The organism is Coxiella-like endosymbiont (genome assembly GCF_024730665.1).
Lineage (GTDB): Bacteria > Pseudomonadota > Gammaproteobacteria > Coxiellales > Coxiellaceae > Coxiella.
Genome location: NZ_CP084737.1, coordinates 377,903 through 404,722, shown reverse-complemented (window position 1 = coordinate 404,722; position 26,820 = coordinate 377,903). Strand labels below are relative to the sequence as shown.

Genomic DNA, 26,820 nt, shown 5'->3' with positions numbered 1-26,820 from the left:
AAAGCTAGTGTTAAATCTGCCGAGAACGTATGCTTTCAACGGTATATCGTCTTTTCTTTTAGTTTGCAAATTAAGAATGGATTTCCTATCATCTCTAATTACGTGCCATGAATATCTTTAAGCAGAAGTGACTAAAAAACTAAATATTCTAGTATGTTGTGGAGGAAAATCAACCGAACATGAAGTTTCAATTCAATCGGCAAGAAATGTTATCGCGACTTTAGATACTAATAAGTATGTCATTTCTGTAGTGTTTATTGATCGACAGGGTAAATGGTATCTAATTGATAAATCAGAAGCATTTTTGAATCGTGATTTAGAATATTTAGTTGAGGCGGGGTTGGCACTGCCAATTACAATAACGTTGGGTGGGCTGAAACAGTTATGGAAGTTGAATAGCGGAAACTATCCAGTAGATTGTATTTTTCCAATGGTACACGGAACTCAAGGGGAAGATGGTGTATTACAAGGGTTCTTTGAGCTTTTGAGTCTGCCTTATGTAGGAGCTGATGTGCAAAGTTCTGCCATCTGTATGGGAAAGGACATTACTAAAAGTTTATTGAGAACAGCTGGTATCCCAGTAGTTGATTGGTATACGCTTTTTCCATCAGATGTGTGGGAAGGTTTATATCAAAAATTAACCGCTACATGGCATACACTAGAAATTTTTGTTAAAGCCGCCAGTTTGGGTTCATCAGTGGGCATATTGCCAATAAAAACAGAGAGTGAATTTAAAGAAGCTATTAAAATGGTTTTTACTTATGATGATCGTCTTATCATCGAACCACGTATTCTCGGACGGGAGATTGAATGTGCTGTATTAGGCAATAGAAATCCGAAGGCTTCTTTGCCTGGGGAGATAATTATTCGTCATCATGATTACTATTCTTACGAAGCAAAATATATTGACCCCAATGGAGCAACTACACTAACTTCAGTCGATTTACCTGAGATAATGATTAAACGCATTCAACAAATGTCAGTCGACGCTTTTAAGACGGTGCATTGTTCTGGGATGGCACGGGTAGATTTTTTTATATCAAATAAAAATGAATTAATGATTAATGAGATTAATACTATTCCTGGATTTACGGATATTAGTATGTATCCAAAAATGTGGGAAGCGACAGGATTACCTTGTCGTGATTTATTAGATCAATTAATTGAGTTAGCTTTAGAACGTTACCGAGAACAGAAAAAATTAATACGTTGTTACGGCTTACCTTCGTAATCTAGCAAATTGAATATTCGGTCAAATCGCTAGATTACGAAGGTAATATAAGAAATGGGGCATAACTAATGAATTCATTTATTCATTTAGCTGTTCACAGTGAATATTCAATTGTCGACAGCGTGGTACGTATCGATCAATTATTGCAACGTGTTGCCGATTTAAAAATGTCCGCGGTTGCATTGACTGACGAAGTCAATCTTTTTGCTCTCGTTAAATTTTATCGTGCTTCGTTTAATAAAGGAATCAAACCCATTATCGGTTCTGAATTGTTATTAGTTGAAGGTGATACAATATTCCGTCTGACTGCCCTTTGTCAAAATTCCATTGGTCTTCATCATCTTATCCAATTATTATCTCGTTCCTATATCGAAGGTCGGGCTCGTAATCAAGCATTAATTCGTTGGGAATGGTTAGTAGAGGCAAGAGGTGGACTGATTATTTTATCGGGGGGCGTCGTGGCGATGTTGGCCAAGCCTTGTTACAAAATCGTTATCCTCTAGCGGGAGAACGTTTAAGTCGTTGGTTAGACTATTTTCCTGACAGCTTTTACCTTGAATTACAGCGCACTGATCGGGAACAAGAAGAAGATTACATTTATGACGCCGTTCAATTGGCGTTAGCCTACGATGCCCCCGTCGTCGCCACCAATGATGTTCGCTTCTTATATCAATCAGATTTTGAAGCGCATGAAGCGCGAGTATGCATTCATCAAGGTTATTTATTAGAAGATGCTAATCGACCCCGTGCTTATAGTGATCAGCAATATTTAAAAAACGCTGAAGAAATGGAGGCACTTTTTTCAGATATTCCTGAAGCATTAGAAAATACTATTGAAATTGCCAAACGTTGTAATGTTCAGGTAAAGCTCGGCGAAATATTTTTGCCTCGATTCCCTGTGCCTGTTCATTTAACCATTGAAGATTATTTTCGTCAGCAAGTTAAAGAAGGATTGGAAAAACGTTTTGCTGGACCAAAAGCAAAAGAAAAATTTTCAAGAAAGATTTATGACGATCGCTTAGAAACTGAAATTACTGTTATTATTAAAATGGGATTTGCAGATTATTTTTTAATTGTGTCAGATTTTGTTGCATGGGCAAAACAGCATCATATTCCCGTTGGCCCTGGACGAGGTTCTGGTGCGGGGTCGTTGGTAGCTTATTCGTTAGGTATAACTGAATTAGATCCGTTAGAACATGAATTGCTATTTGAACGCTTTTTGAATTTAGAACGCGTTTCTATGCCTGATTTTGACATTGATTTTTGCGTCGAAGGTCGCGATCGCGTTATTAATTACGTAGCAAAACGTTATGGGCGTGAAGCAGTAGCTCAGATTATTACTTATGGCACGATGGCGGCGCGTGCCGTATTACGAGATGTTGGTCGTGTGCTAGGTTTAGCTTATAGTTATGTTGATAAGGTTGCCAAACTACTGCCATTTGAATTAGGCATGACACTAGAAAAAGGACTTGAACGAGAGGCAATGCTGGCTAAGCGATATGCAGAAGATGACCAGGTAAAAAACCTTATTGATCTCGCGATGAAATTAGAAGGTCTTACACGCAATGCAAGTAAGCATGCCGGCGGTGTAGTCATTTCACCAACTCAATTAACTGACTTTATCCCGTTGTATTCCGAACCTGATAGTGACCATCTGGTGACACAATTTGATAAAGATGATGTCGAAGCGATTGGCTTGGTTAAATTTGATTTTTTAGGTTTACGTACGTTAACCATTGTCGATCGGGCAGTACAAAATATTAATGCTAAAAGAAAAGCACAAAATGAATCACTGCTTGATATTAACACCATTCCATTATGGGATGAAAAAACATATGCACTTCTCAAAAGTTGTGCGACTACCGCTGTATTTCAATTGGAATCTCGGGGTATGAAAGAATTAATTCACCGGCTTCAGCCTGACAGTTTTGCCGATATCATGGCGTTGCTTGCTTTATTTCGACCTGGGCCTTTGCAGTCTGGGATGGTAGATACATTTATTGCTTGTAAGCATGGTGAACAAGCGGTGCATTATCTTCACTCAGATTTAGAACCGATTTTACGTTCTACTTATGGTGTAATTCTTTATCAAGAGCAAGTAATGCAAATTGCGCAGATATTAGCAGGTTATTCTTTAGGCGCTGCAGATGTTTTGCGGCACGCCATGGGAAAAAAGAAACCCAAAGAAATGGCGAAGCAACGCGCCGTCTTTATGCAAGGCACCAAGGTGCGAGGAATAAATGAAAATTTAGCAACTCAAATTTTTAATTTAATCGAAAAATTTTCAGGATATGGTTTTAACAAATCGCACTCTGCTGCTTATGCATTCATTGCTTATCAAACAGCGTGGCTGAAAGCCCACTATCCTGCGGAATTTATGGCAGCGGTTTTATCGTCTGATATGGATAACATCGATAAGGTAGTTAGTTTTATTCACGAATCTCGTAATATGGGTTTAGAAATATTACCGCCGACTATTAATCAAGGGCACTATTATTTTACGGTTAATGCTAAAGGGCAGATTGAATACGGATTGGGAGCGATTAAGGGGGTTGGCGAAGTGGCTGCTTTACATATCGTGGCATGTCGCGATATGAAAGGTAAATTTCAAGGGCTTTTTGATTTTTGTCATCGTGTGGATTTGCGTAAAGTAAATCGGCGTGTATTAGATCCCTTAATTCGCTCAGGAGCGATGGATGACTTTAATATTTCGCGTGCGTCTTTAAGCAAGTCATTAAAGCTGGCGCTTCAATCGGCAGAACAAAAAAATAGAAATGAAGAGTTGGGCCAACATGATTTATTCGGCAACGAATCTGAGAAAGAAATTTTTGAGTCATACATTATAAAGTCTGAGTGGGGTACTGCCGAACGTTTGAAAGGAGAAAAGGAAACGTTGGGGTTATATGTTACTGGTCATCCTTTGGATTCTTACGAAAAGGAAATCAAAGCTGCTGGAGCGGTAGCTATTAGTCAATTGAATATTTCTGAGAGCGTTATTGTCGTTGCAGGCATAATGATGGGGATACGTACCATAGTGACACGTAGTGGAAAACGCATGGCGGTGCTTGTTCTTGAGGATCGGACTGGGCGAATTGAGACCACTTTGTTTAGTAATTTATATCAAAAGGTCGCTGCGGATTTGGATGATAATGTTATTTTAGTCGTTCATGGTTCAGTAGAGAGAGACGATTATACCGGCAGTTACAGGTTGGTAGCTAATACGTTAATGACGTTAAATCAGGCACGTGAGCAGATGGTTAAACGATTGCTTATTCGGGTGGATGGCAAGGAGGTTGACCATCTCCTTGCTCAACTCCCTTCTGCCATCGAATCTTATGTCGGAGGACAATGTTCGATTGCTATTGCTTATCAAAGTGAAACTGCTGCTGCTGAGCTTGTTTTAGGAGATGCTTGGAAAATTAAACCTAGCAGTGAATTATTAAATCGTCTTAGTCAATTGTGTAGTAATGAAAAAGTAGAATTTGAATATTAGGCTATTTTTATATATAGAGTATAGAGAGTCGCAATAGGGATGAGTTTTCACCATATGGTAAGTGCCATTGTGACATTTGAGGAAGTGACGGGTATTAATCACCTTCTTTCCTTTTTCAATGGCTTTAGCCCTAGTTTGTTCTAATTATCTATTTTATTGTTGTGGTATCACGCTGATAAATGGTAGCGAGACCATCGCGGTAATGATCCTTTTATTTTACTAATATCAGCTTGATTGCTGATCGCAATGCCACTCAATGTCTGGTTTCAGGTGGGTCGTTACAGAAGATGTTGTTTATTAAAAGGGGTTAAATACGATCTTAATCTAAAAGCTTTCAAAGACTGGATAAATGATCTATGACTATCTAGGCTAGTCACCGCATTCAAAAGTGGCAGGCCTGAGCAGCGCATGTTAGAACATATTTTTTATCGCTATCAAACGTCTAGACTAATATCGCAAAAATAATACATAAACATAATTAACAAAAAACGAAAGTATACACATCAGGAGCCCGCTAAAAACTAACGATTTCCACATGTTCATCGTAAAATTTGTTCGCTTAAAGCAGATAGGTTTTCTTAACTAGAACGACTTCATATCCAAACAACTAACATTATTTTCATTCTATTCTAAAACGTAATCTGTAATAGTCTACATTACCCTTTACACAATAATAGTCAGTAAGCACTCAATTTTGTGCTGGTATGGATGTGTGGGTTCAGATGATTGGGTCGCGCGTTTGGAGTCGTTTACGATCGGCGTCGTTTCTTAATGAAAATCGGTAAGATTTTAAGGACACATAAATTGGAGAGAATTACAATGCATTATTGGCCAATAGAGATTAAAAATTTAATTTTAATTGAGTTGATGAATTTAATTTTGAAATGCGTTTCACTTAGTACAATATTAATCCTAATATCCTGTGTAAAAATCCTTTAAGGCTTGAGCATGATTCAATTGAAAGAGTAGCTGGTTAATCTAAGTTATAGAAATAGTAATAAAATAAAATAGTTATATTAACCAGCTACTCTTTCAATTGGCTCCTCGGGAGGGATTTGAACCCCCGACAAAGTGATTAACAGTCACCTGCTCTACCTACTGAGCTACCGAGGAGTACGATGGAAAGAAGCTGTATGTTAACGATCAATGCACTGAGAATCAACTGAACTATTGATCGAATACCGTTGCTAATCTGTCCATTGCTTTGATTAATTTTTCCATACTCGTAGCATAAGAAAGACGAATGTAGCCTTTAAACCCGAAAGCACTACCGGGTACCACTGCCACATTGATTTTATCTAATAAATAAGTGGAGAGTTCAATATCGGACTTTAATCCAAGTCGTTGTATTGTCGCTGAGACATTTGGAAAAAGATAGAACGTACCATCTGCTGGAATGTAATGTATACCTTCCATTTTATTCAGAGTTGAAAGCACGAAATCGTGTCTGGATTTGTATGCTTCATACATATAATTAAAATCTTGGTGTTCATGGCCTAACGCACTAGTAGCAGCTACTTGAGCAATCGAATTTGGAGAAGAAGTGCTTTGTGATTGGATTTTTTTCATTGCCTGAACGATGCTTTTAGAAGCAGCAGCATAACCAATTCGCCATCCAGTCATTGCGTAGGCCTTTGAGACGCCATTAACAACGATTGTACGTTCCTGTAGTTCAGGACAAACGTTAACTATATTGACGAAACGATTTTGGCCCCACAAAATGTATTCATAAATGTCATCCGAAAGAACTAAAATCTGCGGATGCTGCAGCAAGACATCTGCTAGAGCCTTTAATTCATTTTTTGAATAAGCAATGCCAGAAGGATTACTTGGGCTGTTTAAAATTAATAAACGCGTTTTTTCTGTGATGGCTTTTGATAATTGTTCAGGAATAATTTTGAAATTTTTCGTAATCTTTGTTTGAATAATCACCGGCTTTGCTTCTGCCATTTCTGCCATTGGAGGGTAACTTACCCAATAAGGGGCTGGAATGATAGCTTCATCACCTGAATTAAGTATCGCCATGAAAGCATTATAAATCGATTGCTTCGCGCCGTTGCTTACAATAATTTCATTGAGTTCATAGTCTAGCTGATTATCTCGCTTCAATTTATGAGCGATCGCCGCTTTTAAATCAGAGGTACCATCCACGTTGGTATATTTAGTGAAGCCTTCATAAATAGCTTGGATGGCGGACTGTTTAATAAAATCTGGGGTGTCGAAATCGGGTTCTCCAGCGCTAAGACTAATTATATCACGACCTTGATTTTCTAATTCATGGGCTAAATCTGAAATGGCTAAAGTAGCGGAAGGTTCAATTTGTTTGGTTCTGGTGGATAGAATAGCATTCATGTTTAAGCTCCTTTGAGACTGCTTGGTTAGAGTAACGGAAAATAAAGTTGTAAACAATGGGAGTTCTAGAAAGGTATAGTTTTGTGATTTGGTCAACAATCCAATCTAAGAGAAAATATCATTCAATTCAATTAGGTTCGCAATCTATTAAATCTGCGGAGATCTCACCTTTGACGTTATCTCCTCAATTTTTAAAGCAGGATAAAATGAATTAGATGGGCTCAACTATTATTTTTGGTGCACTACCCACAGTCAAACTGTAGAATGACGAAGAACACATTTAGATGAAAAAATTTAAACTCACCTCTAAATTTAAGCCTAGCGGAGATCAGCCTCAGGCGATAGCAAAACTGACTACTGGCTTAAGTAATGGCCTAACAGCACAGACGCTTTTGGGTGTGACTGGTTCAGGAAAAACATTCACCGTTGCTAGCGTGATTGAAAAATCTGAACGTACTACGCTTATTTTAGAACCCAATAAGACTCTAGCAGCGCAAGTCTATTCAGAAATGCGCGAATTTTTCCCAGAAAATGCTGTCGAATACTTCGTTTCTTACTACGATTACTATCAGCCGGAAGCCTATATACCTAGTTCAGATACCTATATCGAAAAAGATGCCTCGGTTAACGAACACATTGAGCAAATGCGTTTATCAGCAACGAAAGCGTTAACAGAACGTTATGATACCATTATTGTTGCTACTGTTTCTGCAATTTATGGTTTAGGTAATCCTGGCTCTTATTTAAAGATGCTATTACATTTAACACGAGGTGATCGAATCGACCAGCGTAAAATATTACGGCGTTTAGCAGAGTTGCAATATACTCGAAATGACTTAGAACTACATCGGGCAACTTACCGGGTTTACGGTGATGTGATTGACGTTTATCCCGCAGATTCTAATCGAGAGGCGGTGCGGATCGAGCTATTTGATGATGAGGTTGAAAATATCAGTTATTTCGATCCACTGACGCATGAGATGTTACGGCGAGTGCCGCGAGTGACCATTTATCCAAAAACGCACTATGTGACGCCTAGAGAAAAATTATTGTTGACTGTTGATCAAATAAAAATTGAATTAAAAGAAAGATTGGTTGAATTTGAAAAGACTAATAAGTTGGTAGAACGTCAACGCCTGGAGCAACGGACAAATTTTGATATAGAAATGATTTTAGAATTAGGTTATTGCACTGCTATTGAAAATTATTCTCTCTATTTATCAGGTCGAAATGCAGGAGAGCCGCCGTCAACTTTAATGGATTATTTACCTAAAAATGCACTCCTAATTATTGACGAATCGCACGTAACTGTGCCACAGCTAAGCAGTATGTATCGCGGGGATCGTACGCGCAAAGAAACTCTCGTTGAATACGGGTTTCGTTTGCCTTCAGCGCTTGATAATAGACCATTGCGATTTGATGAATTTGAGAAATTGTCTCCTCAGATGATTTTTATTTCAGCGACACCTGGTTCTTATGAAGAAAAACGCAGCAGTCAAGTGGTAGAATTGTTAGTGAGGCCGACTGGCTTAACAGATCCGGCAATTGAAGTGCGACCAATTTCCACTCAGGTTGACGATTTATTATCGGAAATTAAAAAGCGAGCCATCAAACATGAGCGCGTTTTAGTAACTACGTTAACCAAACGAATGGCAGAAGATTTAACAGAATATTTTTCCGAGCACGGTGTGCGCGTACGTTATTTGCATTCTGGTATTAAAACAGTAGAACGCGTAGAAATTATTCAGGATTTTCGTCTTGGAACTTTTGATATGTTGATAGGAATTAATTTGTTGCGCGAAGGATTAGATATTCCAGAAGTTTCTTTGGTTGCAATTTTAGATGCTGATAAAGAAGGTTTTTTACGTTCCGAGCGTTCCCTAATTCAAACTATCGGACGTGCAGCGAGAAATGTGCGCGGTAAAGCTATTTTATATGCAGATCACGTTACCAATTCTATGAAGCGCGCAATAGATGAAGCGCAAAGAAGACGAGAGGTTCAGGAAGCCTATAATAAAAAATACCATATTACTCCGAAGAGCATTCAAAAAGCCATTATTGAAATTATTGAAGTCGCGCGTGTTTATAAAAAAGGGTCGTTTATTAGCCAGACGCAAGCGGTGGCAGAAGAAAAAGCGGAGTGTCTTGCTATGTCACCGAAAAAATTGTCAAAACATTTTCGGAAATTGGAAGAACAGATGTATCGCCGTGCGAGAAATTTAGAATTTGAAGAAGCAGCGATGGTTCGTGATAAAATCCAACAGATCCAAAAGTGGCTTTTAAAAGTTAAGTAATAACAAGAAAATACATATTGCCCAAAGGTTTAGAAAAGTAAGAAATAATTCGAGAAGCGCCCGTTCCAGTGCATCGAGTTACTGTTTTCTGTTATCAAGCTTTTTCACCAGATTCTAACAAACCATAGATAAAGCACTTTTCATCGCAGCAGTGATTAACTAATTTTTAATCAGGGCTAGGAGCCTTCTGGCCACTTCCAGGTCATAGATATCGGGCAATTGAAAATCGAGAATTAACTGCGTCCTGCTCTTTTTCGCGTCTTCATTTTAAATTTTTCTCACCATTACTGACTTTTCCAACGATTCGTACCCATTGGATGTCATCTAATTAATCAGATGAATCCATTGGCACCTATGACACGATTTTAATTAAAGGCGAATTATAAGAGCTGCCTCTTTCATTCCTATAGAAATTAAGGGTGATATTTCATAATAACAGATTGGTTCATGCAAAAAAGTAAAAATTCCAGTCCTCACGATTAACCAATTTTCTGATAGCCTTGTAAAATATTACGCTATAATTTCATAGAATTAAATGTGAGAATGTTCGACTTTAAATGACTTCATTGGTATTCTTCTTACTTAATGAAAATAAAAAAAATAAGAAAATAAAAAGTTCCAACCCTAGACATTCCAAACACAGTGTAAGGGACTGGGTCTCCGGGTGTAGAGGCTCGGGAGGAGGGAAGTTGCATTGTGCTGCTTCACGGTTGCGCCCGTAAACCTTCGACGCTTATCTTTCACACTTTTTCGGTTGGTATAAAAGTAACAATTTGCGAGTCTATCGTTTTGAATAAAGATTTTTTAGTTTTCATTATATTGCTCATGGCACCTTTAAGTGGAGTGGGTATTGACATTTATACACCTTCATTACCTGCTATTACTCACCATTTTGCTGTGAAGACGTCTTTGGTTAAATTAACGTTAAGTGTTTATTTATTAGGATTGGGATTAGGTCAATTTGTTTTTGGCATCTTATCAGATAGCTTTGGTCGACGTCGATTATTGTTAGCTGGAATGATGATTTATGTTCTTATTTCTGCCGGTATCGCAATGTCTTTTAATATCGGCATGTTACTCACTTTTCGCTTTTTACAAGGATTAACTACCGGCGTGCCCGCAGCCATTTATCGCTCTATCATTATGGACTGTTTTAAAGGTTCTTCATTAAAACAAATAACAGGGAATGCTTCCGCTGTATGGGCGCTAGGCCCTATCGTCGCACCATTGATTGGTGGCTATTTACAGCATTATTTTAACTGGCAAGCAAATTTTTATTTCTTGTGTATTTATGGATTTATTTTGTTATTGTTAATTTATTTTTTCCTGCCTGAAACAATTCTGGAGTGTACTCCTTTTATTTTTAACATCCATGCAAAAAATGTACTGCAGATCCTCAGGCATCGTTTGTTCGTGATGATAGCTATAACCATCTCGCTCGGCTCTTCAGTATCTGTTATTTTTAACATCGTTGCTCCTTATATGATCCAAACTATTTTGGGACATACCGCCGTATTTTATGGTCATATCGCTTTACTTATAGGCTTAGCTTATTTTATAGGGTGCCTTTCCAATAATTGGGTTATTAAGGAATTTTCTTTAAAGAATGTGATGTTAACAGGACTAATCACAGTGAATATAGGTGGTTTAATTAGTGTACTCTTAGCCATTTTTTATGGAATGAATTGGGTCACCATCTCGTTTCCTATACTCCTTATTTATCTGGCTTACGGATGGGTTCAGCCGAATGGTTTTATTAGAGCCATTAGTTTGTTTCCTGGTGCTTCAGGGACAGTAAGTTCTTTGTGGGGGTCGTTAATATTAGTTACCTCTTCTTTTATCTGTTCATTGGCTGTTCTTTTAGAAACACACAATTCAATACCGTTTTCACTAGCTGTTTTTGCGTTGGGATTAATTTATTTGGTGGTAAATCTTTTATTCATACGTCCTTATTTTGTGGAAGAAAATTAATTTTCTTTAGGATTAAAATCTCGCACCCACTTATTTCAACTTGACTTGAATATTTAGTAATTTTTTAGAAGTGTGTTTTAATAAATTCAAATCATCATAATCACTTTCAATGCCATACGATCCCAATACATGACACTAATCGTGTTCAAAATATGTTCTAAAATTTTCTAACATAGATTTTTATAACGATAAAGCAAAAAACAAAAAAACCCCCCACATCCTCTCTTCTTTTTGCAAATGCTTTCATCATGATGTCCGTTATGGTCACATAATTACCTCATTGCTATTGATAATGCAGACTTTATCAGAATAATTTTCTATCACCTGCAATAAAGGAAGCATCATTGGTGTGTAAAATTATCGTAAACAATATCCAGTTTTCATTTCTTTGAGAATTTCCTTACACAAAGTAAGACAATCCTTTTATTTTTGAGATAACAGCGATAAATAATCTTCTGCACTGGTATTGATAGTATTTAACCCGTGTTTTATATCTTTTAAATTTCTCTTAAAATAACCGTTTTAAAGTTTCTGTGAGGTCTTCTTCTTTATATAGAACGAAGAACTATTAAGACTGCCCGATAGTCAAAATAGATAATTAACAATCTAAAACCACTGATTTCAATAGATTATAACCCCCTTGCATTCAAAAATAAAACTTTTATATTCCTTGTCTCGAGACATACAAAACTAACATCATCTATAGATAACACGAATCAGAACAACAAATCTAAATGCTTTGTAAAGAAAATCATACATTGCTTCAGAATACGAATAGTTATCTGTCCATCCTTACTGGAGGTAATTCAGGAACTGAAGCAACCAGATCGTATGTTTATTCCATTTTTTCTAGAAAGTAGACGTTTCTGTGAGTAATTCTATTTAATTTACTGTTTTAAACCGGGTTTGACCATTTTAGCTACTTTTAAGTAAGTAGCAATTTATTTGGGTGAGAGATTGGTGGTGTGTCGATTATTGTGAGCTTTCTATTATCAGAATTAATTTCCTTCAGGAAAATCAATTGTGAAGCGATAGAAAGACAAATAACATTAACGAATTATTAAATTTCTGATTGCTATTCTCGAAAGTAGCGTGCTAAGATTTCCAAAAATGTAGATTGATATCGAGGGGGTTTTTGTAAAAATACGCGGGCACTTTTCCATTTTCTATTAATCCCTTAATTCTTAAGATCGATTATGCTGTTTTTATTTTGTTCTATAAGTAAGTGTACCTCTTGTTTCCATCAAATGTTATGAATGTTCCAATTTATAAATTTTTGAAGGTGGGTATCAAACATCTATCGGGAGAGCGGCTTATCGCAAGTTTTAAGACATCATTGGCTTGTCTGATTGGTATTTTCATTGGTGATCTGTGGCATTTATCAATGCCACAATGGGTACTAATTACCATCCTAGTTGTGATGGCAACTAATATACGAATTGGAGGAACGATAAAAAAGTCTTATCTTCGTTTGTTGGGTACAGTAGTTGGAGCGCTTTTAGCAGCAACTGCCCTTTTGTTATTAGGTAATCATCCTACGCTTATTTATGTTTTGTTGTTAATACTGCTTGCTATTTTTGCTTATTTAGCCAGTAGTTCAACAGATATTAGCCAATTTGGTCTCCTGGGTGCGACAACAATGATTATGATTTTGGATTCAAAAACACCCACTTTAAAAACCGCCGGAGATCGGATTCTAGAAATCTTTCTGGGTATCGTAATTGCGGTGTCTGTTACTCGATTTGTATTTCCATCACATGCAAAGAAGCTCCTCCGTTCAAGCATTGCAAACACTTTAAAACAATTTCAGGCGCTTTATGAATTGTTTATTACAAAAGAAGAATTGATACAAGAATTGCTTGCTGAACAGGAAAAGATTGAGAATGACATGATTACCCATATCTCGAAGCAAAACATATTGCTGCAAGAAGCCGTGAATGAAGATCCACGAGTGAAGAAAAAACGTTCAATTTATCAAGCTATTTTTTTGTTGGAGCGCAAATTGTTGAGAAATATTTATATGTTGCGTCAAACACTTTTTACCGAATCTACACAGCTTCATGATTTTTATAGAAATAAAGATTTAATAGGGCTTCATCGACAAATATTAAGCTTATTTAATTTCATTAATGCTATTTGTTCAAAAGAACCAACAACTACGATGTTGTCCTCGAAAGAACAGATTAACGATGTTATAGAAAAGGTGATCCATAAATTTTCTCAGTCTCCAAGTGCCTATTGCGTGATTAATATTCATGCTTTCGAATTTTGTCTAAAGCATTTAGTAAACATGCTCTATGAAATCATTAAATGGCTACAACGATTGGATTCAAAAGAAAATTACAGCAGCATTAAAAACCCGATAGCATAAAGCAAAACGACGTAGATAATTTTTAAGTGAGATTTTGACAGTTTTATACTGATTTTCGAACCAAAATGCGCTGAAATGGCACTTGGAATAATAGCTAGAGCGGATAACGGTAAATTAACAAATCCAATATGTTCATTCGAAAAACCAACCTGAAATAAGCCTGTGAAAATAAGCAAAACTGCAGCAATCCCTGAAAAAACTGTGCTTGTCAATGTTGCGCAACCAATTGAACGCCGAAGATCGATACCGCATTTATATAAATAGGGAACGGTAAATACGGCAATGCCCAATAAAAACCATAAAAATCCTATAATTGTGGATAAAATGTGATTATAAGATGATGATAAAGACCAAATTTTTTTGTCTTGTTTAGACCGATAAAATCCTAGCCAAACTGCTACCAATATGACGAAAAATCCAAACAATCGTTTGAGGTAGGCACTGCGAATTATATTTAATAAACTAATAGCCAGGAAGGTTCCGATTAATAAGCCAGGAGCGATTTTTTTAAAAATATTGAAATCAATAAGATGATTACGCCACTGAACCTGTGTCGCCGATATCCCCAATAAAACACTGACCGCCGCTGTCGTGGCAATAGCTACTTGCATTTGATAATCTTCACTTAGCGCAAAGTGATGCAATAGATAATAAAATCCTGGCATCATGATTAATCCAGACCCACCCCCAAAAATGCCATAAATAAGACCTGCACCTATGCTTATAGCTATGCAATCTAGGATTAGTAGGGTAGTGTTCATGAGCAGTTTTGAAGTTAATGATTGTAAAATCTCAACCGACAACTGTTGAGAGTTAACCGTCTCCCTTATCACGGTCTGGCCATTATACCTTTTTTTAGGAAATGAAAAGAGGAGGTATTGTTGTCATCGAAACGGTTCGCCTGATTAAAAAACTATAAATTAATTCTACAGAAGTAGAATGATTCGCTTAATATTACTGTCTCTGCAGACCATACGGGCAACCACTACAGTTCAGTTACGGGGAGTTATCGATGGTTCAAATGCTTTTCTAGGCTAATGTGATATTTGTGCACCTGTACAATAAGTGCCACGAAAATGGTCGGTGAGTTTTTTAAAGGTGTTTTTTCTGTAATCACCCTGATAAGTTGCTATACTTTCTACGGTGTCCCAACGCCGGGGATAGTATCACCGAGTAAAGTTTGATAGTAGCCGGGGTTAGTGTTGCTCAGAAATTGAGAATACTTGTTGTGGTGTGATTTCGCATTCGCAAGGGCAGTCAATACGCAAGACACATAATTACGTACTGTTAAATTATTTACGAATGTCAGGATAACGTTTGATGGCGAGTTCATAACCTCTGCGTGATCAGCCGTCTAAGACACCCCCATTTGGGTAATACGAAACCAGTTGTTTGGATAGTGGATAATCCTATCTTAGATAGTAGTTGATTGATAAATTCAATTTTTAATGAGGTAGGTACGTTTTAGTTTCATTTTAAACCCATCCCGTGATATAAACTTCAACAATGATGACTTTTTTAGGTAGCAGCATTTGCACTAATAATTTCTAATTTTTGACCTGCTTTAAAAGGCAAAACCTTTTCAGTCCATTTTAAACTGTCTTTAAGTATGCGTTCGATATCTAATTTTGTAAATTCGCCTTCCTGCAAAAGGCGTTTACCTGCTACCCATACGTCACTCACTTGCAGTCGATTTATCGCATAAACCAGGTGTGAGATAGGATTAAAGACAGGTTGTGTTAAAAAAGAACTCAAATCCAGCGCAATTACATCGGCGAATTTTCCAACCTCTAGAGAGCCGATTTTATCACCGAGTCCTAATGCTTTTGCCCCATTGAGTGTTGCCATTTTTATAACTTCTTCAGCAGTTAAATGAGTGGGATCAGCATCCGACATTTTTGCTGCAAAAGCAGCTGTTCTCATTTCGCCGAATAAATCTAGATCGTTATTGCTAGCAGCACCATCTGTCCCAATCGCCACGTTGATTCCGGCTTTTAATAATTTGGTAACAGGCGCTATCCCACTGGCAAGTTTTAAATTAGATTCAGGGCAGTGAACGACATTTATACGTCTGCGGTGAATAAGCTCAATTTCTTCGGAAGTGAGTTGTGTCATGTGCACAGCGATTAATCGGTGCGACAATAAACCGAGTTCGTGTAAACGCGTGAGCGGTCTTTTTCCGTATTTTTTTAACCCTTGTTCGATTTCATCTTTTGTCTCATGGATATGCATATGAATGGGCAAGTCATACTGATCTGATAATTTTCTAATCTCTCTGAGTGCAGTGTCGCTAACTGTATAAGGCGCATGAGGCGCTAGCGCCCAAGTAATGAGAGAGCGATGTTCTTTTTGCGACAGGGTTTCTTTTGCACGAGCTAAATAGGTTTTTTCATCTTTTGCCCATTCAGTAGAAACATTTATTACCAGAACGCCTACACAGGCGCGAATACCAGCTTCATAGGCCGTTTCAGCGATCGTATTGTGAAAAAAATAATCATCGTTAAAGCAGGTTATACCTCCACGTAACATTTCTGCAACAGCCAGTCTTACACCAGCTTGTACAGATTCAGTGTTAATCAGGGCTTTTTCGGCAGGCCAAATATGCTTTTGAAGCCAGTCAAAGAGCCGCACGTCGTCCGCTAAGCCGCGAAATAGGTTCATCGGTGTATGTGTGTGTGCATTAATCAGCCCGGGCATCAAAACATGATCTTTCAGGTTTAAATATTGTTCGGCGTGATATTTTTCTTTAGCTTTATCTAAAAGGAGAAGATCTACAATATATTCACCGCGTATCGCCAGTGCATGGGCTTCTAAAATTTGGTTTTCTGGAACAATGGGTAGAATCCAACGTGCGCTAATTAGCGTATCAATATTTTCCATGGGATAAATCCTCTTATTTTTGATGTGATGCGATTTAATACTAACGGAAAAAATAGGAGTGGGTCTATAGGTTGAGTGGGGTTGATAATTTCGTAAATCAGTTGAGGCGGAAAACATCATCATTTGCAATGTGTTTTCGATAAAAATGGCTGAAGTCTTGGAAACCCTGTGTAATCAGGCAATCAACGGTTTCTGGGCAGTAACGAGAATATGGTCCAAATTAATCTCCAGCAGAAGAAATGACTCGCAATACATGCAGTATATGATGCAGTATGAACTTCAATTTTTTGCGAGAGAAAGTTTCTGAGCGATTAATTAAGTTGGATCGATTTCGTTTGCTTTCTTAAAGAGCACACACAGGTGATAGCAAAGAAGCGTTTGCGTCTAGAAATAAACCCCATTCATTCATTATTCCTCGAGAATGATTCCCTGGTTTATAATGAATAACATCCACCTACATCGAAAATATTTAATGACATGCAATTAAAATAAATTCTGACTTTTATTTAGAAAACTGCCATGAGTAAGGCTTATGCGAACCTTAATAAAATATCATTACCGTATCTTGGTGATAAGGACCTCTTGTAGCATATAATGTTTTTTATAGAGAAACAGGCATAATAGTAATATCTCATTTTTTAACTTTTTTATCTTGGATATAACTATATCGATAAATTTTTATTTCGTCATCTCTTTTAGAGAAGCAGATCTTCTGCTATCAATAGATCAATTGATTTTCTAACTAGAATGAAATCAAATACAAACTTAAAAATGATTTCTAAGATATTTTCTTTCTTGATATATTTTCAGAAATTCGCACACGATATAGAGATGTTCTTATGTTCTTAATGTGTTGTTTAACCTAGTCTATGAATAATTTATCTATTTTTTCATCTGAATTTTTATAATGATCTAAAGAACTGAGAACTTTACTGAATGACTAAAAGGATTATAAAACATATGTAGGTCGTCGTGAAAACGAGATAATAGGGGTTTTGTAATTTCTAAATTCTCTACGTAATATTCGCAAGCTTTAGATAACGCTCTCATTTAAAGGACGTCAACAAAGATTGCGACAATAAAGGTTGTTATAATCTTTATCGGATTTGAGTATTTTATCTAAAGTAAGATGTCGTATCCGCTGTAATGTTGGACTCTGGCATGCCTGAGGTCGTTTTTCTATGAAACACTATGTGTGAGATAATGAAATGTGTTTTACAGATATTTTGCTAACACCTCATTCGATGGCGTATTTCCTGGTAATTTAATCAATGAGCTTGATGCTTTCTGTAGAAGAACCAAGGTTTATTGAGAAGATCAGGGAGAAGTTACTGGAAAACGAGGAGTTATTTACTTTTTTCTGTATTACTCTAATCTGTTTCCTCTAAAAGTTCGCCATAAGGCAAGTTATCAAATTCCCCATTTTGTTTAATGCCGCGCACACCAGGTTCTATGAAGTTTCGAAAGGTGTATTTTTGAGTTTTGTCGAATCATATAGGCGAGAATATTGTTCAAAAATTTTTATAGTGTTTTTGTATTGCGCCCTTTTGTCAGCAGAGGATTATTATATCAATGCGTTAATTTCATTTTCACCTGTTTTGGCTTCCTTCAGTTCAAGCTGGTTTCCTGTTTGCTCCTAGATACTCTTTAAAGGTTTAATTCAATATCTCATAACTGTATTTCAAATTTGTATTTCAAATTTTGATCTTTTAATGAAAACGTTATCAGGATCTGCTTTCATAAGTGTACTCATCCTCCTTTATTCTCTGATTCATAAATTTCATTTCATTTAAGGGAAAACACTTCATCTTTATTTTTTTCCAGGAAAAGAAGAAAAAATAGTTTAGCTGGTTAGGATTTTAAAATCTGTTTATTGATAGAGTGTGCTTTAAACTGCGTCTTTGCTTATCGAGGTGGGTTAGATGTAACATGTTAAATATGGTACAATAATTTTTTCCTTTAAATTTAATAACTTTTTATTTTTAAATAGAAAAATTTAGGAAAGCATTCATGGCGGATTTTGCACAAGAAATTATACCAATCACAATTGAAAACGAGCTCAAGCAATCCTATCTTGATTATGCGATGAGCGTTATTGTTGGTCGTGCGCTACCGGATGTGCGGGACGGCCTAAAACCAGTTCATCGGCGCGTGCTGTATGCGATGCATGAATTGGGGAACTATTGGAACAGGCCTTATAAAAAGTCAGCGCGTATCGTAGGGAATGTGATTGGTAAATACCATCCTCATGGGGATGCGGCGGTATACGATACGATTGTGAGAATGGCACAACCTTTTAGCTTGCGTTATTTGCTCGTGGATGGCCAAGGAAACTTTGGTTCTGTGGATGGCGATGCGCCAGCAGCCATGCGTTACACTGGGGTTCGTTTGTCTCGTTTTGCCCACGCTCTAATGGCGGATCTGGATAAAGAGACCGTTGATTTCGTCCAAAATTATGACGAAACTGAAATGGCGCCTTTGGCACTGCCTACTCGAATTCCTCACTTATTAGTCAATGGTTCTTCAGGGATTGCGGTGGGGATGGCTACTAATATTCCACCACATAATTTGAATGAAATGATTGATGCGACGTTGGCTTTGATTGACGATTCGAATTTGACCATTGAAGAACTGATGCTTTATATTCCCGGCCCTGATTTTCCTACAGCGGGAATAATTAATGGCCGTGGTGGTATTATCCAGGCTTATAAAACAGGTCGTGGCCGCATTTACATACGTGCAAAAGTTGAAGTTGAAACCACGAAAAGTGGGCGCTCTTTAATTGTCGTGCATGAGTTGCCCTATCAAGTAAACAAAGCGCGTTTATTAGAAAAAATCGGTCAATTAGTCCGAGAAAAGAAGATTGAAGGTATTTCAGGGTTACGTGATGAATCTGATAAAAGTGGTATGAGAATGGTGATTGAGGTTAGTCGCGGTGATAACGCCGAAGTAGTGCTCAATAATTTATATGCGCAAACACAACTGCAAACTGTTTTTGGGATCAACATGGTGGCCTTGGATAATGGCCAGCCTCGATTATTAAATCTAAAACAATTATTAAGTGCTTTTTTACAACATCGACGTGAAGTCATAACACGTCGTGCTCTTTTTGAATTACAGAAGGCACGAAAAAGAGCGCATGTTTTAGAAGGATTAGGAGTAGCACTTGCAAATATTGATGAAGTCATCATACTGATTAAACAGGTAAAAACCCCTGTTATTGCAAAAGAAAATTTATTAGTGCAGTCCTGGCAGTTAGGCACTGTTAGGGAATTATTGAAAAAAATAGGCAGTGATCGTACACGTCCTGATGATTTAATGCCTGAATATGGATTGAAAAAGGAAGGCTATCGTTTATCACCCGCACAGGCGCAAGCGATTTTAGATTTACGATTACATCGCCTGACTGGACTTGAATCCAATAAAATTCAAGAAGAATACGCTAGTATTATTAATCATATTGATGAATTAATCTCGATTATTTCTGATACCAATAAGCTTCATCATGTAATCCGTGGTGAATTAGTGGAGGTGAAGGAGCAATTTGGTGACCAACGACGAACAATCATTATCGATACGCAATCTGATTTAACTAGTGAAGATTTAATCCCTGAAGAGCACATGGTGGTCACGCTTTCCAATGAAGGTTATGTTAAATCACAATCCTTAAGTAGTTATCAAGCCCAGCATCGCGGTGGGCGTGGTAAATTGGCAGCGGCTATGAAAGAACAGGATTTTGTGAAGAATATCCTAGTGGCAAATACGCATGATACGATTTTATGTTTTTCGACTCAGGGGAAAGTGTATTGGCTCAAAGTGTATCAAGTACCCCGTGGTAGCCGAACAGCTCGTGGTCGGCCTATCGTTAATCTGTTTCCATTAGAGAAGGACGAACATATTTCAGCGATTTTACCGATCCGCCATTATAATAACTCACATTATGTTTTCATGGTAACAGCACAAGGATCCGTGAAAAAAGTTTCTTTATCAAAATTTTCCCGCCCAAGGGCGAATGGGAAAATTGCTTTAGCGCTGAATGAAGGGGATCGCTTGGTTGGTGTGGATATTACCGATGGTAAAAAAGAAGTGATGCTTGTGACGGATGCTGGGAAAGCTATTCGTTTTCACGAAAAAGAGGTGCGTGAAATGGGTCGCTCAGCATACGGTGTGCGCGGCATTAAATTAAAGTCAGGGCAAAGTGTTATTGCATTAATTATTGTTAAACTAAACCGAAATATTTTGACAGCGACAATGCACGGTTATGGACAACGCACGGCGTTAAAAGATTATCGGGTAACTGGTCGTGGTGGTCATGGGGTCATTGCGATCCGTATTAATAATCGTAACGGGAAAGTCGTCTCAGCAACACAGGTGTTTAATGATGATGACGTGTTACTCATTAGTGATAAAGGTACGTTGGTACGTACCCGTGCCAACGAGATTTCTCAAATGGCGCGAAACACCAAAGGCGTTCGATTGATTCAGCTTGCGAAAGATGAATCTTTAGTGGGTATGGAAACAATTTCTACTGAATTAATAGTGGGGAAGGAAGAGTAGGAAATCAGTCATTCTTCAGCTATAAGAATCTTTTATGTCTCGTATCTATAATTTTTCAGCTGGGCCAGCCATGATACCGGAAGAAATACTTTCTACAGTGCGCGATGAATTATTAAATTGGCACGGTGTTGGCATATCGATTATGGAAGTCCCTCATCGAGGGGAAGAGTTTAAACAAGTCGTCGAAGAAAGCGAATGTGATTTTAGAGATTTATTAGCAATTCCGAAAAATTATCAAGTTTTATTTTTGCAAGGAGGTGCTCGGCTACAATTTTCAATGGTGCCTATGAATTTATTAGAAACCTATAAAAAAGCAGTCTATATTGCTTCAGGAGTTTGGTCGGAGCTTGCCATTAAAGAAGCAAAAATTTATTGTGATGTGCATTTAGCAGCGAATTCTAAAAATCTCCTTTATACAGGAATCCCTGATCAAGTTGAGTGGGATATCCCTGACAATGCCGCTTATTTTTATTATGTAGATAATGAAACGATAAATGGCATAGAATTTCATTATGTTCCTAGCACATCTTTGCCTTTAGTTTGTGACATGTCCTCTAATTTACTCTCGCGCCCTTCTGATATATCGCGCTATGGTTTAATTTTTGCTTGTGCTCAAAAAATCTTGGTCTGGCGGGCTTAACTCTTGTAATTATCCGTGAGGACTTATTAAGACGAAAACCGTTACCACTAACACCTAGTTATCTGCGTTATTCGTTACACGCAAAAGGGCATTCTCTTTTGAATACACCGCCTACATTCGCCTGGTATATGTCAGGACTTATTTTTAAGTGGTTAAAAGAGCAAGGAGGAGTAAGAGCGATGGAAAAACAGAATATACGTAAGGCGGATAAATTGTATGCTGTGATTGATAAAAGTGATTTTTATCATAATTCGATTGATCCTCAATACCGCTCACGAATGAATGTCATTTTTACTTTAGTCGATGAAAATCTTGATGAGCTTTTTCTGAAAGAAGCGCGGAAGAATGGATTGGCTAATTTAAAGGGGCATCGATTGTTAGGTGGGATGAGAGCGAGTATTTATAATGCCATGCCTGAAGAAGGTGTTGATGCATTAATAACTTTTATGCAACAGTTTGAAAAGCAGCATGGTTAAAAATGAAATGGATTATCAAACTACCCCATCAAAAAACTTAAATGGAGAAATTTGTGTTCCTGGAGATAAATCTATTTCACATCGGGCGGTGATCCTAGCTGCTGTTGCAAAAGGCCGAACGCAGGTGAATGGTTTTTTAATGGGAGCAGATAATCTTGCCACTGTTAATGCCTTTCAACAGATGGACGTCCCGATTGAAGTTATTGATGATGAAAATATTGTGTTAATTAATGGTGTTGGCATGAACGGTTTAAGGATGCCATCTGGTGTTTTAGATTGCGGTAACTCAGGAACGGCAATTCGATTATTGACAGGTTTATTGGCCGGGCAATCTTTTGATACGGTATTAACTGGTGATCAATCACTACAGCGTCGTCCTATGGAGCGGATTATTGATCCTTTGGTTCAGATGGGGGCAAAAATTGATTCTGCCGAAAATTTTCCACCTTTGAGAGTTTACGGATGTCAAAACTTAGTAGGAATTCGTTATCAGCTTTCTATCGCAAGCGCGCAGGTTAAATCGTGCTTATTATTAGCGGGTTTATATGCGAAGGGAAAAACCTGCGTCACAGAATCAGCTTCTTCTCGTGACCATACAGAGCGACTACTGAAGCATTTTCATTATCCTATCCATATGGAAAATAATTCGATTTGTGTGTCTGGGGCGGTACTTTAAAAGCAAATGCAATTTTCATTCCCGGCGATATTTCTTCAGCTGCTTTTTTTATTGTTGCAGCAACGATTTCAGTTGGTTCGGTCATTTTACTACGGGGAGTAGGTATTAATTCTACTCGATTAGGCGTGATTAATTTATTAAAAATGATGGGCGCAGATATAGAGATTATGAATCACGATGAAAAGAACGGTGAGCCTATCGGAGATATCACTGTGCGCTATGTCAAATTAAAAGGTATTGAAATTCCGAAAGAACAGGTTTCACTTGCTATTGATGAATTTCCTGTTTTATTAATTGCAGCTGCTGCAGCACAAGGTCAAACGGTATTAAGGGGTGCCAGAGAATTACGCGTAAAAGAGACGGATCGTATTGCAGCCATGACAGATGGACTGAAAAAATTAGGTATTCAAGCGGAATCCTTATCAGATGGCATTTTCGTTAAAGGAGGAACCTTAATGGGCGGTGAAATTGATAGCCATCAAGATCATCGTATCGCAATGGCATTTACAATTGCAGGTACAATAGCAACAGGTTCTATAAAAATTCGAAATTGTGATAATGTAAACACTTCTTTTCCTAATTTTGTCGAACTAGCAAACAATATTGGAATGAATGTTAAGGTGATAACTGCAAAATAAAAGTATCGCTATTATCACAGAAAGCACAATGTATTGTGAGTTTAGTCTTGTGATCTAGATGGAAATCGCGCTATATAAATAAACGCATCTGTTTTTAGTCTTATATTATACAGCCTTATTATGGCCCTAGGTTTTGAAGGTTTTAAAAATTCTGACACAAGAAAGAGTAAGCGTCGCTACCTGTTGTCCTCTTCTTAAACTCACGGGGGCAGATGAGGGAAAATAAATTTTTTTACTTGTTCCGGAAGATAAGTGTGCGTAGTATGTAGACATTGGTGGCTGGCAAGGCCTGATAAAATAAATGAGCGCTCTGTTAAAAATAAAAATTTGATGATATATAATTAGTATAATATTGTTTCTATGAAAGTTTCTGATGGAAGAGAGGACAGTATGGATTTCTTTCGTAACAGAAAGTCCCTTTTATTGCAATTATTGAGGAAGATGGTAGGTAGCCGATGGTCCATTTCTAAAGTACCTAAATTTGTTGATTGGCTAGATATGAAGGATCCATTTAAGATCAGCTTTAGCTAAGTTGTATAGACTTTAAACAAGGAGAAAAATAATCATGAAATAGCAACAGGCCAAGGATGGTGGAATGCATTTCTTCATAGATAAGTAGGAGTTCTTGCTGGAAAATAACAAAAAACGGATACCTGTTATTACTATCGACGGCCCTTCTGGTTCTGGTAAGGGGACTATTGCGTTAAGGATAGCCAAGGCATTGGGATGGTGCATATTAGATAGCGGCATTATTTACCGGGCGATTGCGTGGGCTTTGCTTTATTATAATGTTTCTTTATCCGACACCGATGCCTTAGCTAGTCTTTTGAAACGAATCCAGATATCGATTAAGAATCATCTAAATGAACAGATAAAAGTCAGTTGTGATGGGTATGATGTCACTCGGACCATCCGGTCTAAGGAATGCAGCATCGTGGCTTCGCAAGCTTCAGCACTCTTTCTTGTTCGAAGTACCATACTTCAGTATCAACGTAATTTTCGTCGTCAGCCCGGATTGGTGGCGGATGGGCGCGACATGGGAACAGTGGTTTTTCCAGACGCACCGCTAAAATTTTTTTTAACGCAGACCCTGATGTTAGGGTCTATCGACGCTATAAACAGTTGCAAGTGCAAGGGATTAATGTTAGCCTGCCTGAAGTTCGAGAGGAGTTGGGGGAGCGTGATCGTCGTGATAACAGTCGACCAATTGCCCCAGCGAAACCAGCGAATGACGCAGTGGTGATTAATACCACTGATCTGAGCGTCGATGGGGTTTTCGCATTAGTCATGAACTGTGTCAAACAACGAGGTCTGGATAAAAGGAAGGGGTTAGCTGAGAGGTAAATAATTTAACCATATAACCATATAACCATATAACCATATAACAATTAGAATGAACGAAAATTTTTCTGAATTATTTGAAAAAAGTTTAACTGAAACTGATTTACGTCCCGGTGCCTTAGTTAAGGCTAAAATCGTTGAAATTCGACCTGACCGAATTATTGTAAATGCTGGACTTAAATCCGAAGGTATTGTCTCAGCTTCTGAATTTCGGTATGAAGACGTCGAAGTGGGTGACGAAGTCGATGTTGTTATTGAAACACCTGACAATGGATTCGGTGAAACCCGCTTGTCGCGAGAAAAAGCCCGTCGTGCGAAAGCCTGGACCCAACTTGAAAAATCTTATCGGACTGGGGAAATGGTTAAAGGTAAAATTATTGAGCGCGTGAAAGGTGGCTTTACGGTAGAAGTTAATTCGATTCACGCCTTTTTACCAGGTTCATTAGTTGATATAAAACCAGTTCGTGATCCCGGCTATTTAGAAGGCAAAGAAATTGACTTTAAGATCATTAAAATGGATCAACGTCGAAATAACGTGGTGGTATCTCGTCGTGCGGTGATGGAGGTAGAAACTAGCGCAGAGCGACAGGCACGCCTGGAAGAACTACAAGAGGGTCAGAAAGTGAACGGCGTGGTTAAAAATATCACCGATTATGGGGTGTTTGTTGATTTGGGTGGTGTCGATGGTCTGTTGCATATTACTGACATGGCATGGAAACGGATTAAGCATCCAAATGAACTACTGAATGTAGGTGACGAAGTTCGCGTTAAGATTCTTAAGTTTGATCGCGATAAGAGTCGCGTCTCTCTTGGTATGAAGCAATTGGCAGATGACCCGTGGTTAAATATCGAGCGTCGCTATCCTGTGGGTTCGAGAGTATATGTTAAAGTCACTAATATTACGGAGTATGGCTGCTTTGTTCAGTTAGAGGAAGGTGTAGAAGGATTGGTGCACATGTCTGAGCTGGATTGGACTAATAAAAATATCCACCCTAGTAAAGTTGTACAGCCTAATGAAGAAGTTGAGGTCATGGTGCTTGATATTGACGAAGAACGTCGTCGTATTTCTCTGGGGATCAAGCAGTGTAAACGAAATCCTTGGCAGGAATTTGCAGAAAAACATCAAAAAGACGAGAAGATTAGGGGAAAGATTCGTTCAATTACCGACTTTGGAATGTTTATTGGATTGGAAGGCGATATTGATGGTCTGGTTCATCTTTCCGATATTTCTTGGATACAAAGCGGGGAAGAAGCAATTCGTCAATATAAAAAATGCGATCAAATTGAAGCAGTTATCCTGGGAATCGATCCAGAACGCGAACGCATTTCTTTAGGCGTTAAACAATTAGAAAGTGATCCTATGCTGGAATTTCTGGATACTCATGATAAAGGTACTGTTATTCAAGCGAAGGTTAAAGAAGTGGATAGCAAGCAAGCTACTCTGGAGTTGGCTGATCAGATATTTGGTGTAATGCGATTGGCGGATTACGCTTACGATCGTGTAAAAGATCTCACAGAAGAGCTTAATATTGGTGATGAGGTAGCTATTAAAATCGTCAATACGGATCGTAAAAATCGCCTCATTCATGTGTCCCATAAGGCAGTGGAAGGTCGCTCTGATAAAGGAAATCGCAGGGTAGCAGATATGCCTACTAAAACTACCCTTGGGGATTTGTTGAAAGAGCAAATGCAACAAAGTAAGAAAGAAGAACAGAATAAATTGTAGCAGAAAGCTTCAATGTTCAAAATATCTCCCAATCTAACATCCGTACCATCCAGAGGCTTTCAGGTTTGAGCTGATGGCGCGGATCTTTTTCTATTTTTAACTTTACACCACAGAGCATTCGAAGTTTTTTTTGAGTAAAATGGAGAAAATCTTCATCCATAAATAAAGGATACC

9 protein-coding genes, 1 tRNA gene and 4 pseudogenes are annotated in these 26,820 nt (G+C 37.9%); 10 read left to right on the top strand and 4 right to left on the bottom strand.

Going from position 1 to position 26,820, the window contains the following annotated elements:
* The first annotated feature begins 127 nt into the window (after positions 1–127).
* A complete protein-coding gene (locus tag LG660_RS01700; RefSeq protein ID WP_258267630.1) occupies positions 128–1,231 on the top strand; it encodes a D-alanine--D-alanine ligase family protein in 1,104 nt (367 codons plus the stop codon).
* A 68-nt stretch (positions 1,232–1,299) separates the two neighbouring features.
* Positions 1,300–4,724, top strand: a pseudogene (gene dnaE / locus LG660_RS01695) (DNA polymerase III subunit alpha).
* 1,037 nt (positions 4,725–5,761) lie between these two features.
* On the opposite strand, the gene LG660_RS01690 reads toward dnaE, so the two are convergent.
* Positions 5,762–5,837, bottom strand: a tRNA-Asn gene (locus LG660_RS01690).
* 54 nt (positions 5,838–5,891) lie between these two features.
* Entirely contained in the window at positions 5,892–7,076 is a 1,185-nt protein-coding gene (locus tag LG660_RS01685; protein WP_258267629.1) for a pyridoxal phosphate-dependent aminotransferase, read from the bottom strand.
* A 284-nt stretch (positions 7,077–7,360) separates the two neighbouring features.
* On the opposite strand from LG660_RS01685, the gene uvrB reads away from it, so the two are divergent.
* The 3 genes from uvrB to LG660_RS01670 all read left to right on the top strand — a co-directional run bounded on the left by uvrB (position 7,361) and on the right by LG660_RS01670 (position 13,712).
* Positions 7,361–9,370, top strand: a complete 2,010-nt coding sequence (gene uvrB, locus LG660_RS01680; protein WP_258267628.1) for an excinuclease ABC subunit UvrB — start codon at positions 7,361–7,363, stop codon at positions 9,368–9,370.
* A gap of 696 nt (positions 9,371–10,066) precedes the next feature.
* Positions 10,067–11,341: a multidrug effflux MFS transporter gene (locus LG660_RS01675; RefSeq protein ID WP_258267627.1), complete on the top strand. Its 1,275-nt coding sequence runs from the start codon at positions 10,067–10,069 to the stop codon at positions 11,339–11,341.
* A 1,252-nt stretch (positions 11,342–12,593) separates the two neighbouring features.
* Entirely contained in the window at positions 12,594–13,712 is a 1,119-nt protein-coding gene (locus LG660_RS01670) for an FUSC family protein (RefSeq protein ID WP_258267626.1), read from the top strand.
* Here the strand turns inward: LG660_RS01670 and LG660_RS01665 are convergent.
* Together LG660_RS01665 and LG660_RS01660 are read right to left on the bottom strand one after the other, a co-directional pair.
* A complete protein-coding gene (locus tag LG660_RS01665) occupies positions 13,682–14,545 on the bottom strand; it encodes a sulfite exporter TauE/SafE family protein (protein WP_258267625.1) in 864 nt (287 codons plus the stop codon). The two genes, LG660_RS01670 and LG660_RS01665, sit on opposite strands and share 31 nt — an antisense overlap.
* Positions 14,546–15,230: 685 nt before the next feature.
* Positions 15,231–16,592, bottom strand: coding sequence for a TRZ/ATZ family hydrolase (locus LG660_RS01660; protein WP_258267624.1), 1,362 nt, complete (start codon positions 16,590–16,592; stop codon positions 15,231–15,233).
* Between the two features lie 2,010 nt (positions 16,593–18,602).
* Between LG660_RS01660 and gyrA the strand changes: the two genes are divergently transcribed.
* The 5 genes and pseudogenes from gyrA to rpsA all read left to right on the top strand — a co-directional run bounded on the left by gyrA (position 18,603) and on the right by rpsA (position 26,646).
* Entirely contained in the window at positions 18,603–21,149 is a 2,547-nt protein-coding gene (gene gyrA, locus LG660_RS01655) for a DNA gyrase subunit A (RefSeq protein WP_258267623.1), read from the top strand.
* A 34-nt stretch (positions 21,150–21,183) separates the two neighbouring features.
* Positions 21,184–22,265 (top strand): annotated as a pseudogene (gene serC / locus LG660_RS01650) (3-phosphoserine/phosphohydroxythreonine transaminase).
* A 7-nt stretch (positions 22,266–22,272) separates the two neighbouring features.
* Positions 22,273–23,579: pseudogene (gene aroA, locus LG660_RS01645) on the top strand (3-phosphoshikimate 1-carboxyvinyltransferase).
* 625 nt (positions 23,580–24,204) lie between these two features.
* Positions 24,205–24,923 (top strand): annotated as a pseudogene (gene cmk, locus LG660_RS04400) ((d)CMP kinase).
* Between the two features lie 49 nt (positions 24,924–24,972).
* Positions 24,973–26,646: a 30S ribosomal protein S1 gene (rpsA, locus tag LG660_RS01630; protein ID WP_258267621.1), complete on the top strand. Its 1,674-nt coding sequence runs from the start codon at positions 24,973–24,975 to the stop codon at positions 26,644–26,646.
* Positions 26,647–26,820 lie beyond the last annotated feature (174 nt).

Coding starts and splice junctions, on each gene's coding strand:
- LG660_RS01685 (WP_258267629.1), bottom strand. CDS start 7,076: ATGAATGCTATTCTATCCACCAGAACCAAACAAATTGAACCTTCCGCT.
- uvrB (WP_258267628.1), top strand. CDS start 7,361: ATGAAAAAATTTAAACTCACCTCTAAATTTAAGCCTAGCGGAGATCAG.
- LG660_RS01670 (WP_258267626.1), top strand. CDS start 12,594: ATGAATGTTCCAATTTATAAATTTTTGAAGGTGGGTATCAAACATCTA.
- LG660_RS01660 (WP_258267624.1), bottom strand. CDS start 16,592: ATGGAAAATATTGATACGCTAATTAGCGCACGTTGGATTCTACCCATT.
- gyrA (WP_258267623.1), top strand. CDS start 18,603: ATGGCGGATTTTGCACAAGAAATTATACCAATCACAATTGAAAACGAG.
- rpsA (WP_258267621.1), top strand. CDS start 24,973: ATGAACGAAAATTTTTCTGAATTATTTGAAAAAAGTTTAACTGAAACT.